General features: G+C 51.7%; 18 protein-coding genes. 10 read left to right on the top strand and 8 right to left on the bottom strand.

Annotation, left to right across the window (positions count from 1 at the left end):
• Positions 1–282 precede the first annotated feature (282 nt).
• From fmdA to BQ6873_RS02160, 5 genes are all read left to right on the top strand, one after another.
• On the top strand, positions 283–1,515 hold the full coding sequence (gene fmdA / locus BQ6873_RS02180) for a formamidase (RefSeq protein WP_076591194.1): 1,233 nt from the start codon (positions 283–285) through the stop codon (positions 1,513–1,515).
• A gap of 12 nt (positions 1,516–1,527) precedes the next feature.
• Positions 1,528–1,875, top strand: coding sequence for a zinc ribbon domain-containing protein (locus BQ6873_RS02175; protein WP_076591193.1), 348 nt, complete (start codon positions 1,528–1,530; stop codon positions 1,873–1,875).
• A gap of 166 nt (positions 1,876–2,041) precedes the next feature.
• Positions 2,042–2,557, top strand: coding sequence for an AmiS/UreI family transporter (locus BQ6873_RS02170; RefSeq protein WP_076591192.1), 516 nt, complete (start codon positions 2,042–2,044; stop codon positions 2,555–2,557).
• Positions 2,558–2,694: 137 nt separating this feature from the next.
• Positions 2,695–3,039, top strand: a complete 345-nt coding sequence (locus BQ6873_RS02165) for an ArsR/SmtB family transcription factor (protein WP_076591191.1) — start codon at positions 2,695–2,697, stop codon at positions 3,037–3,039.
• Positions 3,039–3,575, top strand: a complete 537-nt coding sequence (locus BQ6873_RS02160) for an SRPBCC family protein (protein WP_076591190.1) — start codon at positions 3,039–3,041, stop codon at positions 3,573–3,575. Before BQ6873_RS02165 ends, BQ6873_RS02160 begins: the two co-directional genes overlap by 1 nt.
• Positions 3,576–3,643: 68 nt before the next feature.
• Here BQ6873_RS02160 and BQ6873_RS02155 read toward each other — a convergent pair whose 3' ends face one another.
• Together BQ6873_RS02155 and BQ6873_RS02150 are read right to left on the bottom strand one after the other, a co-directional pair.
• Complete coding sequence (locus BQ6873_RS02155) at positions 3,644–4,324, bottom strand: MarC family protein (protein WP_076591189.1); 681 nt, start codon at positions 4,322–4,324, stop codon at positions 3,644–3,646.
• A 20-nt stretch (positions 4,325–4,344) separates the two neighbouring features.
• Positions 4,345–5,277, bottom strand: a complete 933-nt coding sequence (locus BQ6873_RS02150) for a DedA family protein/thiosulfate sulfurtransferase GlpE (RefSeq protein WP_076591188.1) — start codon at positions 5,275–5,277, stop codon at positions 4,345–4,347.
• A 148-nt stretch (positions 5,278–5,425) separates the two neighbouring features.
• Between BQ6873_RS02150 and BQ6873_RS02145 the strand changes: the two genes are divergently transcribed.
• Positions 5,426–5,623, top strand: a complete 198-nt coding sequence (locus BQ6873_RS02145; protein ID WP_076591187.1) for a hypothetical protein — start codon at positions 5,426–5,428, stop codon at positions 5,621–5,623.
• A 31-nt stretch (positions 5,624–5,654) separates the two neighbouring features.
• Here BQ6873_RS02145 and asd read toward each other — a convergent pair whose 3' ends face one another.
• The 4 genes from asd to BQ6873_RS02125 form a co-directional block, all read right to left on the bottom strand.
• Entirely contained in the window at positions 5,655–6,506 is an 852-nt protein-coding gene (asd, locus tag BQ6873_RS02140) for an archaetidylserine decarboxylase (protein ID WP_076591186.1), read from the bottom strand.
• A gap of 50 nt (positions 6,507–6,556) precedes the next feature.
• On the bottom strand, positions 6,557–6,850 hold the full coding sequence (locus BQ6873_RS02135) for a hypothetical protein (protein ID WP_331712975.1): 294 nt from the start codon (positions 6,848–6,850) through the stop codon (positions 6,557–6,559).
• A gap of 44 nt (positions 6,851–6,894) precedes the next feature.
• Complete coding sequence (locus BQ6873_RS02130) at positions 6,895–8,823, bottom strand: AsmA family protein (RefSeq protein ID WP_076591185.1); 1,929 nt, start codon at positions 8,821–8,823, stop codon at positions 6,895–6,897.
• 136 nt (positions 8,824–8,959) lie between these two features.
• Positions 8,960–10,126, bottom strand: a complete 1,167-nt coding sequence (locus BQ6873_RS02125) for an NAD(P)H-dependent flavin oxidoreductase (protein ID WP_076591184.1) — start codon at positions 10,124–10,126, stop codon at positions 8,960–8,962.
• 196 nt (positions 10,127–10,322) lie between these two features.
• Between BQ6873_RS02125 and BQ6873_RS02120 the strand changes: the two genes are divergently transcribed.
• Genes BQ6873_RS02120 through BQ6873_RS17940 form a run of 4 tightly spaced genes read left to right on the top strand, consistent with a single transcriptional unit; the run spans position 10,323 to position 12,551 of the window.
• On the top strand, positions 10,323–11,018 hold the full coding sequence (locus tag BQ6873_RS02120) for a VIT1/CCC1 transporter family protein (RefSeq protein ID WP_076591183.1): 696 nt from the start codon (positions 10,323–10,325) through the stop codon (positions 11,016–11,018).
• Between the two features lie 43 nt (positions 11,019–11,061).
• Positions 11,062–12,006, top strand: coding sequence for a DnaJ C-terminal domain-containing protein (locus tag BQ6873_RS02115; RefSeq protein ID WP_076591182.1), 945 nt, complete (start codon positions 11,062–11,064; stop codon positions 12,004–12,006).
• 12 nt (positions 12,007–12,018) lie between these two features.
• Complete coding sequence (locus BQ6873_RS02110) at positions 12,019–12,327, top strand: chaperone modulator CbpM (protein WP_076591181.1); 309 nt, start codon at positions 12,019–12,021, stop codon at positions 12,325–12,327.
• Between the two features lie 23 nt (positions 12,328–12,350).
• Positions 12,351–12,551 carry a hypothetical protein gene (locus BQ6873_RS17940; RefSeq protein WP_157889093.1) on the top strand — a complete coding sequence of 67 codons (201 nt, stop codon included), beginning with the start codon at positions 12,351–12,353 and terminating at the stop codon, positions 12,549–12,551.
• A 54-nt stretch (positions 12,552–12,605) separates the two neighbouring features.
• On the opposite strand, the gene BQ6873_RS02105 is transcribed toward BQ6873_RS17940, so the two are convergent.
• Together BQ6873_RS02105 and BQ6873_RS02100 are read right to left on the bottom strand one after the other, a co-directional pair.
• Entirely contained in the window at positions 12,606–13,559 is a 954-nt protein-coding gene (locus BQ6873_RS02105) for a TAXI family TRAP transporter solute-binding subunit (protein ID WP_076591180.1), read from the bottom strand.
• Between the two features lie 92 nt (positions 13,560–13,651).
• Positions 13,652–15,625, bottom strand: a complete 1,974-nt coding sequence (locus BQ6873_RS02100) for a secretion protein (protein ID WP_076591179.1) — start codon at positions 15,623–15,625, stop codon at positions 13,652–13,654.
• Positions 15,626–15,642: the final 17 nt, after the last annotated feature.

The following is a 15,642-nucleotide window of genomic DNA, read 5'->3' as shown; positions in this document are numbered from 1 at the left end:
ATTCGTTTTATTGGAATCTGTATGACCAGCCATTCAAACGAATGCTGCTTATTTAAATTACATGAGTTGAAAATATTTAACAAGGCGAGTTTCCCATAAGACAAGAAGTGTGATCAATTTTGCATGTACGCCAATTGACGTATTGGGTGTTCAGCGTTGTCCATACATTATCGAGTCCGGAATGCTCGGTGTCGCAATCTCCAAGCCTGCAATTGCGGTGCTCATCAGTATCGGGGATCTCCGAGTTCCATCCATATAAACATAAATCGAGAGGTAGACACCATGGCTGAAACTCTGATCAAAGTAGATCTGAATCAATCCCCCTACGAAAACGAAAACATACACAATCGCTGGCACTCTGACATTCCGATGGCAACCTGGGTCAATCCCGGCGAAGACTTCATACTCGAAACCTACGACTGGACCGGTGGCTACATCAAGAACAATGACAGCGCCGATGACGTGCGCGACGTTGATCTGACCACCGTCCACTTCCTGACAGGACCAGTCGGCGTACATGGCGCAGAACCTGGCGATTTGCTGGTAGTCGAACTGCTCGACATCGGCGCAAAACAAGAATCCATGTGGGGCTTCAACGGCTTCTTCTCGAAGAAGAACGGCGGCGGCTTCCTGACCGATCACTTCCCGGAAGCGCAAAAATCGATCTGGGACATCAAAGGTATGTTCACCTCTTCACGCCATGTCCCTGGTGTGAATTATGCCGGCCTGATCCATCCTGGTCTGATCGGCTGTCTGCCTGATCCAAAATTGCTGGCCGAATGGAACAGACGTGAAACCGGCCTGATCGCAACCGAACCTGATCGCGTACCGCCATTGGCTAATGCACCGTTTGCGCCGACTGCGCACATGGGCAAAATGAAAGGTGCAGCACGCGACAAGGCAGCAGCCGAAGGCGCACGTACCGTTCCACCACGCGAACACGGCGGCAATTGCGACATCAAGGACTTGTCACGTGGCTCGAAAATATTCTTCCCGGTCTACGTCAAAGGCGCAGGCTTGTCGGTCGGCGATTTGCACTTTAGCCAAGGCGATGGAGAAATCACCTTCTGCGGCGCGATTGAAATGGCCGGCTGGGTGCACATGAAGGTATCGGTGCTCAAAGGTGGCATGGCTACCTACGGCGTCAAGAATCCTATCTTCAAACCTAGTCCTATCACACCGCATTACAACGACTACCTGATCTTCGAAGGCATCTCTGTCGATGAACATGGCAAGCAACATTACCTCGACGTCAACGTCGCTTATCGTCAAGCCTGTCTGAATGCGATCGAATACATGACCAAGTTCGGCTACAGCCGTGCGCAGGCGTATTCCATCCTTGGTACTGCTCCAGTCCAAGGTCACATCAGCGGCGTGGTGGATATTCCGAACTCCTGCGCCACGCTGTGGCTGCCGACGCAGATCTTCGACTTTGACATCAATCCAAATGCTGCCGGCCCTGTAGTGCAGAAATTCAAAAGCATGGGCATGCCTTTGTCTAAAGATCTCAAGTAAAGGGAGCTTGTCATGCCCACATACGATTACGTCTGCAAGGACTGCGGTTTCTTCGAAGCTGTGCGCAGTATCTCGGCGCGCAACGACCCCATCAGCTGTCCGCATTGCGCGGCAGCGGCAGACCGCACCTGGTCTTCCGCTCCAAGCCTGGCACTGATGCCGGAAGCACGTCGACATGCGATGAGCACCAATGAAAAAGCATCGCATGAACCGATGAGCTCCAAGAACTACGCATCGAAAGCACATCCTTCAGGATGCAGTTGCTGCTCCTCATCCGGCAAGAAGAGCAAATCCACAATCGTCGCACCCAACGGAAATAAAACCTTCGTTGGCAAACGACCGTGGATGATCAGCCACTGAAATCATATCTGGCATGAGTAGAACGCCGGCGAGCTCGCAAGGATCTCGCCGGCGCAATCCCTGCTGTCCCGCATGCTTCAAACGATATGAGGCATATAGGGATTGCCTGATGTCTTTTTGAACGTCAAAAAACTACAATCGCTGCCTCATTCAGCAAGGAGATGTCATGCTATTAGGTTTTTCACTACTCTATGTAGGCGCAGTTCTATGCCTCAACGGCCTATGGCTGCTCGGTCGCATCGGTGACAAAGAGATATGGGTCATCAATGTTTTCTCAGGCACCGTCACCTTCCTGATTTCTATGCAACTGGCCTTCGGTGCCAATGCGGATGCAGGCTCCATCAAAGCTGCCGCACTCACCCTGTTATTTTCTTTCACCTACTTTTGGGTTGCCTTCAATCGCTATAACGGTGCTGATGGCCGCGGCCTCGGCTGGTTCAGCCTGTTCGTTACCATTACCGCCATTCCTGTCGCAATCGAAACCCTGCAAACCGCTAGCAGCACCTGGGGTGTCTGGTTCGGTCTGAACTGGATAGCGTGGGCAATATTGTGGTTTATGTTTTTCCTGCTGCTCACAGCACAGAAAGAAATCGCCAAGATCACCGGCGTAGTCGCCTTACTCTGCGGTATTTTCACCGGTTGGCTGCCAGGTTATCTGCTGCTTAGCGGTGTACTGAAGTAAGCCAACATCTGCTTGCGTGTGCCATGCACGCAAGCAGGCTTTCCGCTCATTCCTCCAACTTTTCCCCTTCAAGTCATCCGCATAAATAATTCAACCAAATGGTTGACTTTAATTTTTGAGATGCTATATTCAACCACATGGTTGAATTAAATACAGAAAGACTCGATGCCGTCTTCAATGCGCTTGGCGATCCCACACGACGCCAAATGCTGCGATTACTAGCCGATGGAGAACGCACGATAGGCGAGCTTGCTGCGCCTTTCGACATGTCATTTGCCGGTGCCTCCAAGCACGTCAAGACGCTGGAGAATGCTGGCCTGATCTCTCGCATCGTGCAAGGCCGCACGCACCTATGCACATTGGAAGCGGCACCGCTGGCCGCGGCTGAAGATTGGCTGCGCTTTTATCAAGGCTTCTGGACCGAGCGTCTGGATGCACTGGAACGTGAACTGGAATCTGCAAACAAGAAAAGGAGAAAGTGATGAGCGAATACGGTGTAATGAAGGACACAACAACTGTGCGCATGGAACGCGTACTGCCCGGCACCATCGACGATGTGTGGGAATACCTGACAGACTCCGACAAGCGCAGCACCTGGCTGGCTTCCGGAACTATGGACTTGCGAGTCGGCGGCAAAGCCGATCTCACTTTCAATTTCAAGCGACTCACCAGCGAAACAACGCCGGATCGCTTCCTGCCTTACGAAACCGGCCATCAGCAAAGCGGTCACATTACAGCATGCAATCCACCGCATCTGTTGAGCTTTACCTGGAATGAAAAGAATGGGCGTTCATCAGAAGTGTGTTTTGAACTCAAATCACAAGGTGCAAAAACGCTACTGATAGTGACGCATAGCCGCTTGCCGAACCGTACAGAAATGATCAGCGTCTCCGGCGGATGGCATACACATTTGGGCATACTGGAAGATCGCCTCAACCAACAGACGCCGCGATTGTTCTGGGCTAGCTTCCTCAAACTGGAGTCCGAGTATCAAAAACGCATTCCCGATTTCTCTTAATCGCGATCAATACGAAATACTGAGCTCCAATGCAATTCCGGCGCTGTATCAACAGCGCCGGAACATTTTCAATGAATATCGATACCAGATTCAGATAACAAACCGACCACGCCATTCCAGAAAATCTCTACCCCGATGCATAGCAGGATGAATGCAGAGAGTCGCAATAAAACCATCGTGCCCAAGCGGCCAAACATATTCACTATCTTGTTCGCATAGCGATAGCAGATAAGAATCACCAAGGCCGTCATCGCCGCTCCTAAAGCAGCACTACCCAGCGAAAACACTTGATCCAATAATCGTGGCGGCGTACTCGCGCCCAGGGTGATGGATGCGGCAATCGCACCAGGACCAACCGTGAGAGGAAAACTGATAGGGTAAAAACTGCGTACCTTGAATTCTTCATCCGACCAGGCATCTGCCGAATTAGTCGCCACTTGCGTGCGTATCGCATCCTGACCGTTATCGTTCAATAGCTTCCAGCCGGTCACTGCTACTAGTATGCCGCCGCTGATACGCACTATCGGCAACGAGATGCCAAAGAACATCAACACATGCGAACCGATAAACATCGCACCCAGTAACAGGAAGAAGCAATTGAGCGCCACCTGACGCGCAAGCTTCTTCTCCACATCGCGACTGACATTGCCCAGCAAGCTGGCAAATACCGGAGCATTACCAAACGGATTGAGTATCGGTATCAAAGTAACCGGCACCAGAATCGCAGCTTTGAGGAAGAGGATGAGCATGGAGATATTCCTATCGTGAATCAGACTATATCGTCATCAATCGAATGGCCGGCCGCCACCCACGCATCGATACCGCCGGTCAATGGCCGCACACGACGGTAACCGCGTGCCATCAACTTCTTGGCAACGCGGGCAGCAGACGCCTCATTGGGACAGGCGCAATACACAATCACTTCTGAATCAAGTTCAGTATCAATCACGAGTGCACTGATATCGTCATCCGACAATACCATCGCACCAGGAATTTTTCCGCCTTGCTGTGCAAGTGCAGATCGTACATCGATGATCGTCGGTGGATTGCCCTCTTTCAGCAACTGATCAAGCTCATCGACCGTAATGCGCGCCATGCGCAAATCTTTCAGGAAGCTATGCCGCTGCCACCACTTCTTCGCAAGATACACGCCAAATGCAAGCGCCACCAATACGATGCCCCACTTACCCAGATTCGCCAAGATATCAAGCAAGTCTGCAACGGCAGAGCTAAATAAAGAGCCGAGGAAAATGGCCGAGCCTGCCCACAAAGCAGCGCCCAAGGCATCAAAGAAAATAAACTTGGCAGGACGCGTACCAATCGCACCAGCCAAAGCACTGGCAACTGATGCGAAGCCGGGAATGAATTTCGCCACTAACAAAGATGCAGGGCCATAGCGCACATACATCGCTTCGGTCTGACGTACGCAGGAATCAGGCGACAGGGAAATTTTGCACAAACGAGCCATCACACGTCCGCCGTAACGGCGCCCAGCCATATACCAGGCAAAGTCGGCAATCAAAGCGGCCACCACAGCAATCAATAAGAGCATCGGCGCTGAATATTCACCTCGTCCCAACAAAGCACCAGTAATCACCAGGGTTGGGTAAGCCGGTATCGGCGCGCCTAATTGCTCCAACAACACGTTGCCGAAAACAAAGATCAAGCCGTATTGTTCAATCAGATTTAACAGGAAGCTCATGTCGTTTCAGCGTGGTTAATTATTGAATCCATCGTCATCGAAGCATAGCAGGCCATGACGCCCACCATGCAAGATTTCAGAAGGGCAATATGGCGAATCTTTCTCTATGCCGGCGGTCAAAAGAACTCAACCCGGCAAGGAGAACCTTATGCCACAGCCCAAGCACATGATGGATGAAGCCGATATCGGCAGCGGAGAAAAGCATTCCGGCGACCACGATACGGAGGAAGAAATAAGGAAGATCAAGCGTCTTGATAAAGACCGCTTGTTGCTCGATATCAAAGAGGAAGAAAAACTAAAGGGCTTGGTCGACGAAGATCATCCGTTTCCATCGAAAGGCAATTGAGCCGAATACCGCGTACGAGAACTGAACCTGCTTATTCTTGTACGCGATTGCCCATCACTTCGCCCAACTGCACTGCGCCAGCGGGCTGCCATTTTTGGTTGAAGGCTAAGGCACCTTTTGGGAACAACATCACTACGGTGGAGCCGAGCAGGAAGCGTCCCATCTCTTCACCTTTTTTCAGCACCAGATGCTGTTTGTCGTAACGCCATTCGCGCATCTCGCCTAAACGCGGTGGATTGACTACGCCATGCCATACCGTTTGCATGCTGCCGACAATGGTTGCACCCACCAGCGTCAAGACAAACGGCCCAGTCTCGCCTTCAAAGACACAAACCACACGCTCATTGCGGGCAAACAAACCAGGTACGCCACGCGCCGTCGTCGGATTGACCGAGAACAAATCACCCGGTACATAGATCATGCGCAGCAAGCGGCCATCGCAAGGCATGTGGATGCGGTGATAGTCGCGTGGACTTAAATACAGAGTAGCGAAGCTGCCATTCTCAAATTGCGCAGCCAAATCCTGATCACCACCGACCAGCGCAGTAGTTGAGTAGTTATGGCCTTTGGCCTGAAAAATCTGATCTTTCTCAATCGCACCGAACTGGCTGATCGCACCATCGACCGGGCAAATGAAAGCAGCATCTGCAATCGGCCGTGCACCTGCGCGCAAGGCACGCGTGAAGAATTCATTGAAGCTGGCATAGCTGGCGATATTCGGATTCGCCGCTTCCGTCATATTGACGTTGTACTTGCCGACAAACCAGCGTATCAAGGAGGTCGTCAACGGCCCTGCCTTGGCACCGGCGATTTTGCCTCCGAACGCGGTAAGCGCCTTTTTCGGGAGTAGATATTGCAGCAGAACAGGCAGGCGATTGGACACGATGGATGGCTGGAAAAAGTAAGTGGCGAGATTGTAGCGGGTGTTCCGCTCTATGTAGATGAAGATACCGTTTTGACGACCTTGATCCAGTCGATGTAAAACTCACCATCCCTGCAGCAGCGGTGCGGCACACCGGCAAGTTGAAAGCCGGGATAGCCGTCTTCCATCCAAACGTGCACCAAGGTATCGAACTCTTCAGGCTCCAGGCGCAGCATTTGCGCAGAGACAACGAACTGCGCGCCATCCTTCTGCTTTTTGACAATATCTTCTATCGTGGCCATCGCCATCCTCATTACGAAACAAAAACTGCCGTCATCATAGCTTTTGTTGCGCTGCAATTCCATTAATTGCGTCCCATATCCACTGTTTTCCTTAAAACAGCCTTTGGCTACTTACGCCTCCCTTTACTCTGTGCAGCCTTCATTTTTGGTGAAAACACGACCTGACAAGGGTCAGATTTCGGATTTGCACCATCCCAAATCGAGGTGGCAACGATACTGACGCCGCCAGTGACTATCGCCGCACCGATCCTTGCAATCGCGCCGACCACCCCTGATTCATCCAGATTTAGTTGAGGTTTGCTGATGGCACCGGTAATTCTCACTTCATCTGAAAAAGTGCTAATCCCCAGATTAATGCCCGACCTCGCCCGCACACGACCACGCAAATCCAGCGTCTGCGTGCGTAAATCGATCTTGCCACTGGTCAGTAACTGACTCGCATCACTACGCGCGCCAACTATCCCGCCACCTTGTGCCACGCCGGATTGAAATGGCAAGCGTGCACTCATACAAGAGAGATCGATACGGTTTGAACTTTTCGTTGAGAAAAGACCCGTCAACCAGAACTCTGCCTGACCAGCCTTGGGAGATAGGATTTTTGCATCGCCAATACGAATATTGACCGGGCCAGTTAAAGCAGCCGCCAACTCTTTCATCGATGCGCCAGTGGTGGAGATCTTCGCATCGACCTTCATTGCGCCGCCAGTAATGGCGATATGTTTGCCTGTCTCTTTAAACCACAAACCTAGGGACGTGTCGTTCAGTTGCAGATTCAGGCGCACTGCCTTTTTCTTTCCCTCTAACACTGCATCACCGGATACAGAACCACCCAACAACTTTCCCGAGACGGTATTGATAGTCAGCTTATCGTCATTGAATGTCATTGCAGCCGCAGCATTTGTCACTTCGATGCCTGAACGTAATTTCAAGGAAGCGATTGTTGCGTCAAATTTTCCGTCGATGCCATTCAACGCGACGAGTAAGGGCCATGCGAGTGGTTCTTTGCTAAACAACTCTTCATCGGATTTTGATGGTGCAGGTGCTTGCCCCAGATCGAGCAAGGTCTGCACCATATCAATATGATCGGCTTGCACGCGTGCATTGATAACGGGCTTGCTACCTGCGCCGTTCCACTGCCCTTCTCCGGCAAGATTGAGCTTGCCTAGTTGCAGCTTGAGGTCTTTGACATCGATTTTTTTATCCGACGTTTGTACGGCAACGCTGGCCTTTAGTGCGGCAGGCGTAGCGCGGTCGATGCTCAGAAAACCAAATACTTCCTGCATGGATGCAGCATCTATCGTTGCTGCAATATCGAGATGTTGAAACGTACTATCTAGTGGAATTTTTCCTTTGATCGTGGCGAGCGCCTGGCCGGATTTAGCAGTGATAGTTCCGTTTGTGACTGCATTCGATACGCCAATTGCAGACAAGTCATCCAGCTTTCCATCCAGCTGTAAGGCGTACTTGTCGCGCATGACACGCGTACTGAAGACTATATTGCGCAAACCTGTATCACCACTAGCTTGCAAGCTTTCTACTTGCCATATTTTTGCATCAGCGTCGGACTTGCGCACACTGATCGTACTGTTATCTATCCGTAAGCCTGTTAGAGAGAGTTGCGATAAGGATGACTGCTGCGTTTGCGGCAAGTCCCAACTGCGTTGTCCATCCTTTGCCACTTCAAGATTAATCTTCAAGCCAGTAACGCGCACGCCCTTGAGGACAATATTTCCTGTCAGTAAAGGAAATAGATCGAGCCGCACTTTGATATCAGCCGCTTCGAGTAAAGACTTGTCTTGTGCCCAGGCAGGATTGGAAATGGTGACGTTGGTCGCGTGCAAACGCGGATAAGGGAAGACATCCAATGTCAAACCGCCGACAGTCAGATCGCGCGCCCAGGTTTGTTTGACGGTATCGCGCGCAAGATCTTTCAAATGCGCGCTATCGGTCAGACGATTCAAGGTGAATGCAGCGATTGCCAGCACAAGCGCCAAACCTGCAACGCTCCACAGCACTCCTTTTTGCCACTTGCGCATGCGATATATCCTTGTATCGAACTAACGTTTCGCTACGGATTACTGCGATAGCCTGTGGTCGAGGATATATCAGATGCGCAAAGGCGTCACCCAAACTTGGGCGCGCCCTTGCATACACTATGGATTGCGCGTGGATTTATGCAGGCTGTAGCAACGTGGGCTGTATGCCATTCAACAGATAGTCGATTAATTCGCGTACTGGACGAATTGCTGCGCCAAACGGCAAGCGCTCCGATCCACGAAAGAACAAGCCGCGCTTCACATCGCCCTCCAGCGCAAAAGCGAGTTGCGTATCGATGCAGAACTGCCCTGCCTTGCCTATGCCATCACGCAAGCCGCATTGATGCAGGCAATCGAAACCAACCGTGCATTCTTTCAGCCCTGCTTTGCGTTGCAGCTTTTCTTCTTTATCCAAATAATTGGCCAGCCATTGCGTTTTGACCGCACGCGCAGGCAAACCAGCGCAACTCATGAAGGTAACAATATCTTCCGGCTTGGCTTGCGTCAGTACTTGTTTGAAGTTGATATGCGCATCGCCTTCTTCCGTAACGGCGAAAGGTGTACCAAGCTGCACTGCGCTGGCACCAAGTGCAAACAATTCACGCACCTGTTCTGGACTATGTATGCCGCCAGCTGTAATCAAAGGAATATTCTCTCGCTCAATTCCTAATTGTTTGAAAAGCTCCAGCGTTCCTTCCAGCACGACAGAAAATGCAAAATGTGGATCATTCACACTCTCCAGACCTGCAGCACCGAGATGACCTGCTGCGTATTGCGGATTCTCGATCACGATGGCATTCGGCAAGCGATTCTTGCGCATCCATTTTTTCAATATCAAGGCAATGCCGCGTACATCGGACAAAATCGGAATCAATGCCACGTTCGGATAGTCGCTCGTCAGCTCCGGTAAATCCATCGGCAAACCGGCGCCTACAACGATGGCATCGGCGCCGCTTTCGCAGGATTGCTGAACATAAGCGGCGTATTCCGCTACTGCGCGCATGACATTGGCGGCGATCATGCCGTTTCCTTCGGCGATTGTTTTCGCTGCGTGTATCTCGCGGTCGAGCGCAATCAGATTGGCTTTATTGATCAATGCCTTGTCGCGCGACTTATCTGTCTGCGCCATCAAGTCGGCATGATGCCTGCGCAAATCAACACTGGAAATTGTGCCAACAGCTCCCAGTTTGGCGACATTCCCGGCCAGACGATGCGCAGAAACACCCACGCCCATGCCACCCTGCACGATGGGCAATAACAATTTATTCTTCAGTTTCAATTTTGGAAACGCAGTATCCGACACTATTAGCCTTCAGTTGCCATTGAGATGACTGACTGTAGCAAAGGGAAATGAGAACGAATTGATGTGGATCAAAAATGATGCAAACTGAGCTGCGATGCGGGTCTTGAAGCAGCGACAAGTCGTCACCATCATTTCCCTTGTAGATTGCTGTCGTGCCCATTACCATTCAATAGACATCTCATCAGGGAGCATGCTTATGCCGCATCATCGTTCCGAGAAACACTTTAACGGCCGTATAGGCTGGTTACGTGCAGCAGTACTCGGCGCAAATGACGGCATTATCTCCACCGCTTGCCTGTTGCTCGGTGTGGCGTCAGCCAATGTCGCACGTCATGAACTATTGATTACCGGCGTTGCCGCACTGGTTGCAGGTGCCATGTCGATGGCGGCTGGCGAATATGTCTCCGTCAGTTCGCAAGCCGATACCGAAAAAGCCGAGCTCGATCGCGAACGCAAAGAACTGGAAGAACAACCCGATGCCGAACATCGTGAATTGGCATCCATCTATGTCGCACGCGGTGTGGCCCCGGATGTCGCCAGGCAAGTGGCACAACAATTGATGGCACACGATGCCTTGAGCGCACATGCACGCGACGAGCTAGGCATACATGAAGCATCGGCAGCGCGCCCGGTAGAAGCCGCGATCACGTCTGCCATCACATTCTCGGTTGGTGCTGCACTGCCATTGCTGACAGCACTGATTACGCCAACAACCTTGCTGGTACCGACGCTAGGCTTGACCTCCATGTTTTTTCTGGTGGGTCTGGGCATACTGGCTGCCAAGGCTGGCGGTGCACCTTTACTACCAGCAGCTTTACGCGTCGGCTTCTGGGGTGCACTGGCAATGATAGTCACCTCCATCATAGGAAAAATATTCGGTACCTTTGTTTAAGCACTCATAGAGTTTCTCCTGATTCATTTACGAGGTCGTAACCATGAAATTCAAGGACTATTACGAAACGCTAGGCGTCAAACGCGATGCCACGCAGGATGAAATCAAAAGCGCATATCGCAAACTGGCGCGCAAATATCATCCCGATGTCAGCAAGGAATCGGATGCCGAAGCACGCTTCAAGGAAATGGGCGAAGCCTATAAGGTATTGAAAGATCCTGAGAAGCGCGCATCCTACGATCAACTTGGTGCAAACTGGCAAAATGGACAGGATTTCCAACCACCGCCAAATGGCGATGCCGGCTTCGAATTCAGTGGCCGCGGCGGACATGCCGGCTTTGGCGAAGGGACAGACTTCGGCGATTATTTCGAACAAATATTTGGCCAGCAAACCGGTCGAGGACGCGGTCATCGACGCTCCGTGCATGCACAAGGCGAAGATCATCACGCCAAAGTGCAGATCGATCTGGAAGATGCTTATCGTGGTGCCGAACGCACCATTTCACTACGCATGCCGGTAGTCGATGAAAACGGCCACGTCGTCACCAAAGACCGTACGCTCAACGTCACCATACCCAAAGGCATACGCGCTGGACAAACCTTGCGCCTGGCAGGACAAGGTGGCCCCGGCATAGGCGAAGGCAAAGCTGGCGACCTTTATCTGGAAATCGCCTTCCGTCCGCACCCACGCTATCGGGTCGATGGGCGCGATGTGTATTTCGATTTGCCATTGGCACCATGGGAAGCTGCGCTGGGAGCCAGCGTCAAAGTGCCAACACCTGAAGGCTCGGTCGAATTAACGATTCCGCCTAACTCTGCTTCGGGACGCAAGCTGAGACTCAGAGGAAAAGGTATACCCGGCAAAGAAGCCGGCGACCTGTACGTCGTGCTGACGATCACATTACCGCCCGCAGATACAGACCAAGCAAAAGAGGCTTATCGCACGCTGCAGGAAGCCTTCGATTTCAATCCACGCGCGTCTCTGTAAGGAGTCATCAACATGAGCCAGACAACAATTCATTACCAAGTGCTTGATGAAGAAATACATCTAAGCTTGATCGAACTGTCGCAGGCATCCAATGCGTCGGAAGAATTGATTACCGCATGGGTCTTCGAAGGTGTGTTGCAACCGGCCGGACAGCAAGCACAAGAATGGCAATTTAGCGGAGCGTCGTTGCAGCGTGCCCGCATAGCGCAACATTTAACGCAGGATCTGGAAGTCAACACACCTGGTGTTGCGCTGGCACTTGATCTGCTGGATCAGATTGAGTCGTTGAAAGCACAGCTCAAACGAAAAAGTAGCTATTAAATCACTCAGCATAGGTTGGCTTGATGTTTAAAGAACATCCCGATGCCTTGCCACAAGATGAAATTTCTCCTTCGCATATTGCTTGGTATACTGTCGGATCAATTACTCAAGGCAATGCAGCACGCCAAAATACTTATGGAGAATGTATGAATACGAAGTGGAGAATAATAATTACGATTTTTGTAATTGGTGTAAGCGCAATTTCTTTATATATGAACCCGTAACAAGAGCAACTGCTCATCTATCTTGAAGCAACCGACGCGGGCTTGATCGGTTGCTTACTTCAAGCCAATTTCACGCAAATACTTCAATGTTCCGGGATGCAACATGCGTGTCTCCGGCACAGCCAAAACAGTATTCGACGCTGTCGTTTCCCGCCCCTGCCGTAATAACTTTGCAATCACCGGCTCTCCTTTGTGCAGCGCTCGCGTCAAACGATAAGCTGTGTCATCCGGCAGAGTCGGGCGTGCCATGATGAAGCTCCATGACCCCAAGGAAGACAACGCTGTCGTTTGCCCGTTGAAACTATTTGGCGGCACGACTAAAGGTTTGAGGAAAGAGTGTCGTCTACGTATTGTTGCTATCTCTTTTTCGTTAGGCACGATGAAGCGTCCGCCAACAGGTGCATTCGTCACGGCAACAAAGTTGGGCCAATTACTACTCCCACCCCACAAAGCAGCCACTCGGCCATCAGCAATCATCGCAGGCCCATCGCTCGCTCGTTCCAGGTACACCGCCTGAAAATCTTTCTCCATATCGAGTCCCAAGCCATTCAGCATGTAACGAGCAAGAATCACTAGCCCCGAGCCACGCGTACCGAAGGCCACCGGTTTGCCACGCAAGTCATCAATGCTGCGATAAGGTGTATCTGCACGCACAACAAACATGCCTGGTGTGGAAAACATTGCCGCGATGATTTTGAGATCGGACGGCAGCCGCCCCAATCCTTCCAAAGCTTCGTATGCGGCCTCGCCTTGCACCAGTGCAATGTCGAACGTGCCAGCCTCCAGCGATGGAATATTTTCGGCGCTACCTTTGGTATTTCGCGCTTCTATCACCAGACTCGGATCGGTTTGCGCCACGGTACGAACGACTGCATCGCCAAAGAGAGGGAAACCTCCACCCGGTGTGGCTGTTCCCATGATTAGGTGGATAGTGTCTGCTGCCATGGCCGGTACGCAAGCCACGATGAATGCACTAATGAATAAGGCCGATCGAACGTATCCAAGCATTGCCATCTCCTTGACGTTGATTTTTAAGCCATGTTTCTATTTAGGCAATCATAGCTCAATGCATGCATTGCATAGGATTTTGTTGGGATTACTCAATAGTAGAGAAATCCCAAAGCCTCACGCAGACGATCGCCGGTGCTACGCATGCGATCCCAGCGCTCTATCGAAACATCTCCCTGACGAAACTCGCGGAAATAATCATTCGATTGCAATTGGTTCATGATCGCATCAACGTTGGGAGAGATGCTGTTGGCAAAACCAAAACGCTCGCGCAAGGCCTTCATCCGACTCTCTATCGAATCGCGCGCATCCGGTGCGGCCTCAGAAATTTGTACCGGTGCTCTCGGCGTCACCAATATGAGCGCCGAGCGCATTAAGTCATTGGTCTTCTTATTCGAGAATAGGTACTGCACGCCAGGTATGTCCTGCAGTCCCGGCACACCGTCCCGTGTATTTGAACTCGACTTCTCGCTCAGCCCACTCAGTATCAGGGTATCGCCCATATTCATTACGACATTGGCATTGGCGGTGATCTCGCCGATTTCGATCTGATACGCCACCCGCGGATTGTCCGAGCTGGCATTCAAAGCTGTGCGTTGCGCCTCAACCTTCATTTGCACGCGCCCCTGTTGCAGGAACACAGGCGTAATCGCCAGCTTGATGCCAAAGCGTTTATCCAGTGGCACGATGGTGGTACCGCCGTTGAAGCTGGTTGAGACTACGCCCGCACTCAAATTGGTACCGGAGAAAAATTCCGACGGCAAACCTTCGATTGCAGCCAAGGTAGGACGTGCCAGCACTTCGTTGACCGAGCTATTTGCATTGGCTATATTCAGCGAATAAGTCAGCGCCGGTATACTGACTGCCCGCGTGATGGCGGTACTGACATTTGGAGCGCCTCCGTTTGAACTATTCGAAGTGATGACACGTGAATACGCCGGCGCATTGTTGGTGGCAGAACCTAGTTGCAGTGTCAGAGCACTCAGCAGATTGACACCCTTGGATGTCGTGATCAACTCTTGCGTGGATAAGAGCACCACGTCGATCAAAAGCATGCGAGGGCCACTGGCGGCGGCACCAGCTACTGCACGTCCGTCAGCGCCAGCAACAGATGCCGTAGCTGCCGCATCTCGTACTGCGGTATCCAGACCATTACCCGCAGCATCCGCGCTGGCAGCAGGTGGTGGTGGTCGGCTCGGCATATTGAATGCCTGCGCTAATTGTATTGGCCCTTCTTTGGCCGCCGATCCCGACCAGGCTGCCTTCATCATGCCTGCAGGCGGCTGATTTTTTGCGAGCGTAACATCCTGTTCTTGTTTCAGGTAGAAGGCCTTCCACTGCGCCAGACGACGACCTGCCCGTTCTGCTTCAAGAGGGTCACCATTCATCTTGACCAGGGCATCCCGCATTTTCTCAGCCTGCGAAAAATTCCCGCAAGATGCATAGACGGAAATACCTGAACGCACGAATAAGCGATTGTTCTCGGTAGATACTTTCTGGAACTGGTCTGCCATCGCACAAGCCGTCTTAGCATCACCTGTCAGATAGGAAGCCACCATCAAACCGTAAATCGAGACTGAACTCTCCGGCGTCATCAGCAAGACATCGGAAAACGCCAGCTTGGCGCGATCGAATTGCTTGAGGTCCATGTAGGCCAAACCCAGGAACTCTTGCGCAATCCAATTGCTCGGATCTATGCGCAGCGCTTGCTGGTAGCCTTCCAAGGCCATCTCACCTTTTTGCGTATCGCCCTGCCGCGCTTGCAGGTGATAGACGAAACCATTCAGGAAATGCAAATAGGAATTACGCGGGTCCAGCTGCAAGGCTTCATTGATGGTTTGATTGGCCTTGCCCAGCTCCATCTGCTTGATCGCATCAACGGTGGCCGAGACCTTGGCCAATACTTCGGTGTCCTGCATGCCGGCCGGCACCAGTGGCAATTCCCGCACCATGTCCACGAAAGATTTCGCTGTGCCATTCGCAGCAGCGGCTGGCATCACACAGATTGCAAGTGCTGCAGCTGTACAGACAGCGCGCAAGCGGAATTTATTACCAAGTTTCTTCATAATTGATCAGACATCCC

This window comes from Herminiimonas arsenitoxidans (assembly GCF_900130075.1).
Classification (GTDB): domain Bacteria; phylum Pseudomonadota; class Gammaproteobacteria; order Burkholderiales; family Burkholderiaceae_D; genus Oxalicibacterium; species Oxalicibacterium arsenitoxidans.
This window is presented reverse-complemented; position numbering and strand designations above follow the sequence as displayed.

What these genes read in the sequence shown, in the direction of transcription:
- fmdA (WP_076591194.1), top strand. Translation starts at nt 283, where the DNA reads ATGGCTGAAACTCTGATCAAAGTAGATCTGAATCAATCCCCCTACGAA.
- BQ6873_RS02175 (WP_076591193.1), top strand. Translation starts at nt 1,528, where the DNA reads ATGCCCACATACGATTACGTCTGCAAGGACTGCGGTTTCTTCGAAGCT.
- BQ6873_RS02170 (WP_076591192.1), top strand. Translation starts at nt 2,042, where the DNA reads ATGCTATTAGGTTTTTCACTACTCTATGTAGGCGCAGTTCTATGCCTC.
- BQ6873_RS02165 (WP_076591191.1), top strand. Translation starts at nt 2,695, where the DNA reads ATGGTTGAATTAAATACAGAAAGACTCGATGCCGTCTTCAATGCGCTT.
- BQ6873_RS02160 (WP_076591190.1), top strand. Translation starts at nt 3,039, where the DNA reads ATGAGCGAATACGGTGTAATGAAGGACACAACAACTGTGCGCATGGAA.
- BQ6873_RS02155 (WP_076591189.1), bottom strand. Translation starts at nt 4,324, where the DNA reads ATGCTCATCCTCTTCCTCAAAGCTGCGATTCTGGTGCCGGTTACTTTG.
- BQ6873_RS02150 (WP_076591188.1), bottom strand. Translation starts at nt 5,277, where the DNA reads ATGAGCTTCCTGTTAAATCTGATTGAACAATACGGCTTGATCTTTGTT.
- BQ6873_RS02145 (WP_076591187.1), top strand. Translation starts at nt 5,426, where the DNA reads ATGCCACAGCCCAAGCACATGATGGATGAAGCCGATATCGGCAGCGGA.
- BQ6873_RS02135 (WP_331712975.1), bottom strand. Translation starts at nt 6,850, where the DNA reads ATGGAATTGCAGCGCAACAAAAGCTATGATGACGGCAGTTTTTGTTTC.
- BQ6873_RS02130 (WP_076591185.1), bottom strand. Translation starts at nt 8,823, where the DNA reads ATGCGCAAGTGGCAAAAAGGAGTGCTGTGGAGCGTTGCAGGTTTGGCG.
- BQ6873_RS02120 (WP_076591183.1), top strand. Translation starts at nt 10,323, where the DNA reads ATGCCGCATCATCGTTCCGAGAAACACTTTAACGGCCGTATAGGCTGG.
- BQ6873_RS02115 (WP_076591182.1), top strand. Translation starts at nt 11,062, where the DNA reads ATGAAATTCAAGGACTATTACGAAACGCTAGGCGTCAAACGCGATGCC.
- BQ6873_RS02110 (WP_076591181.1), top strand. Translation starts at nt 12,019, where the DNA reads ATGAGCCAGACAACAATTCATTACCAAGTGCTTGATGAAGAAATACAT.
- BQ6873_RS17940 (WP_157889093.1), top strand. Translation starts at nt 12,351, where the DNA reads ATGTTTAAAGAACATCCCGATGCCTTGCCACAAGATGAAATTTCTCCT.
- BQ6873_RS02105 (WP_076591180.1), bottom strand. Translation starts at nt 13,559, where the DNA reads ATGCTTGGATACGTTCGATCGGCCTTATTCATTAGTGCATTCATCGTG.
- BQ6873_RS02100 (WP_076591179.1), bottom strand. Translation starts at nt 15,625, where the DNA reads ATGAAGAAACTTGGTAATAAATTCCGCTTGCGCGCTGTCTGTACAGCT.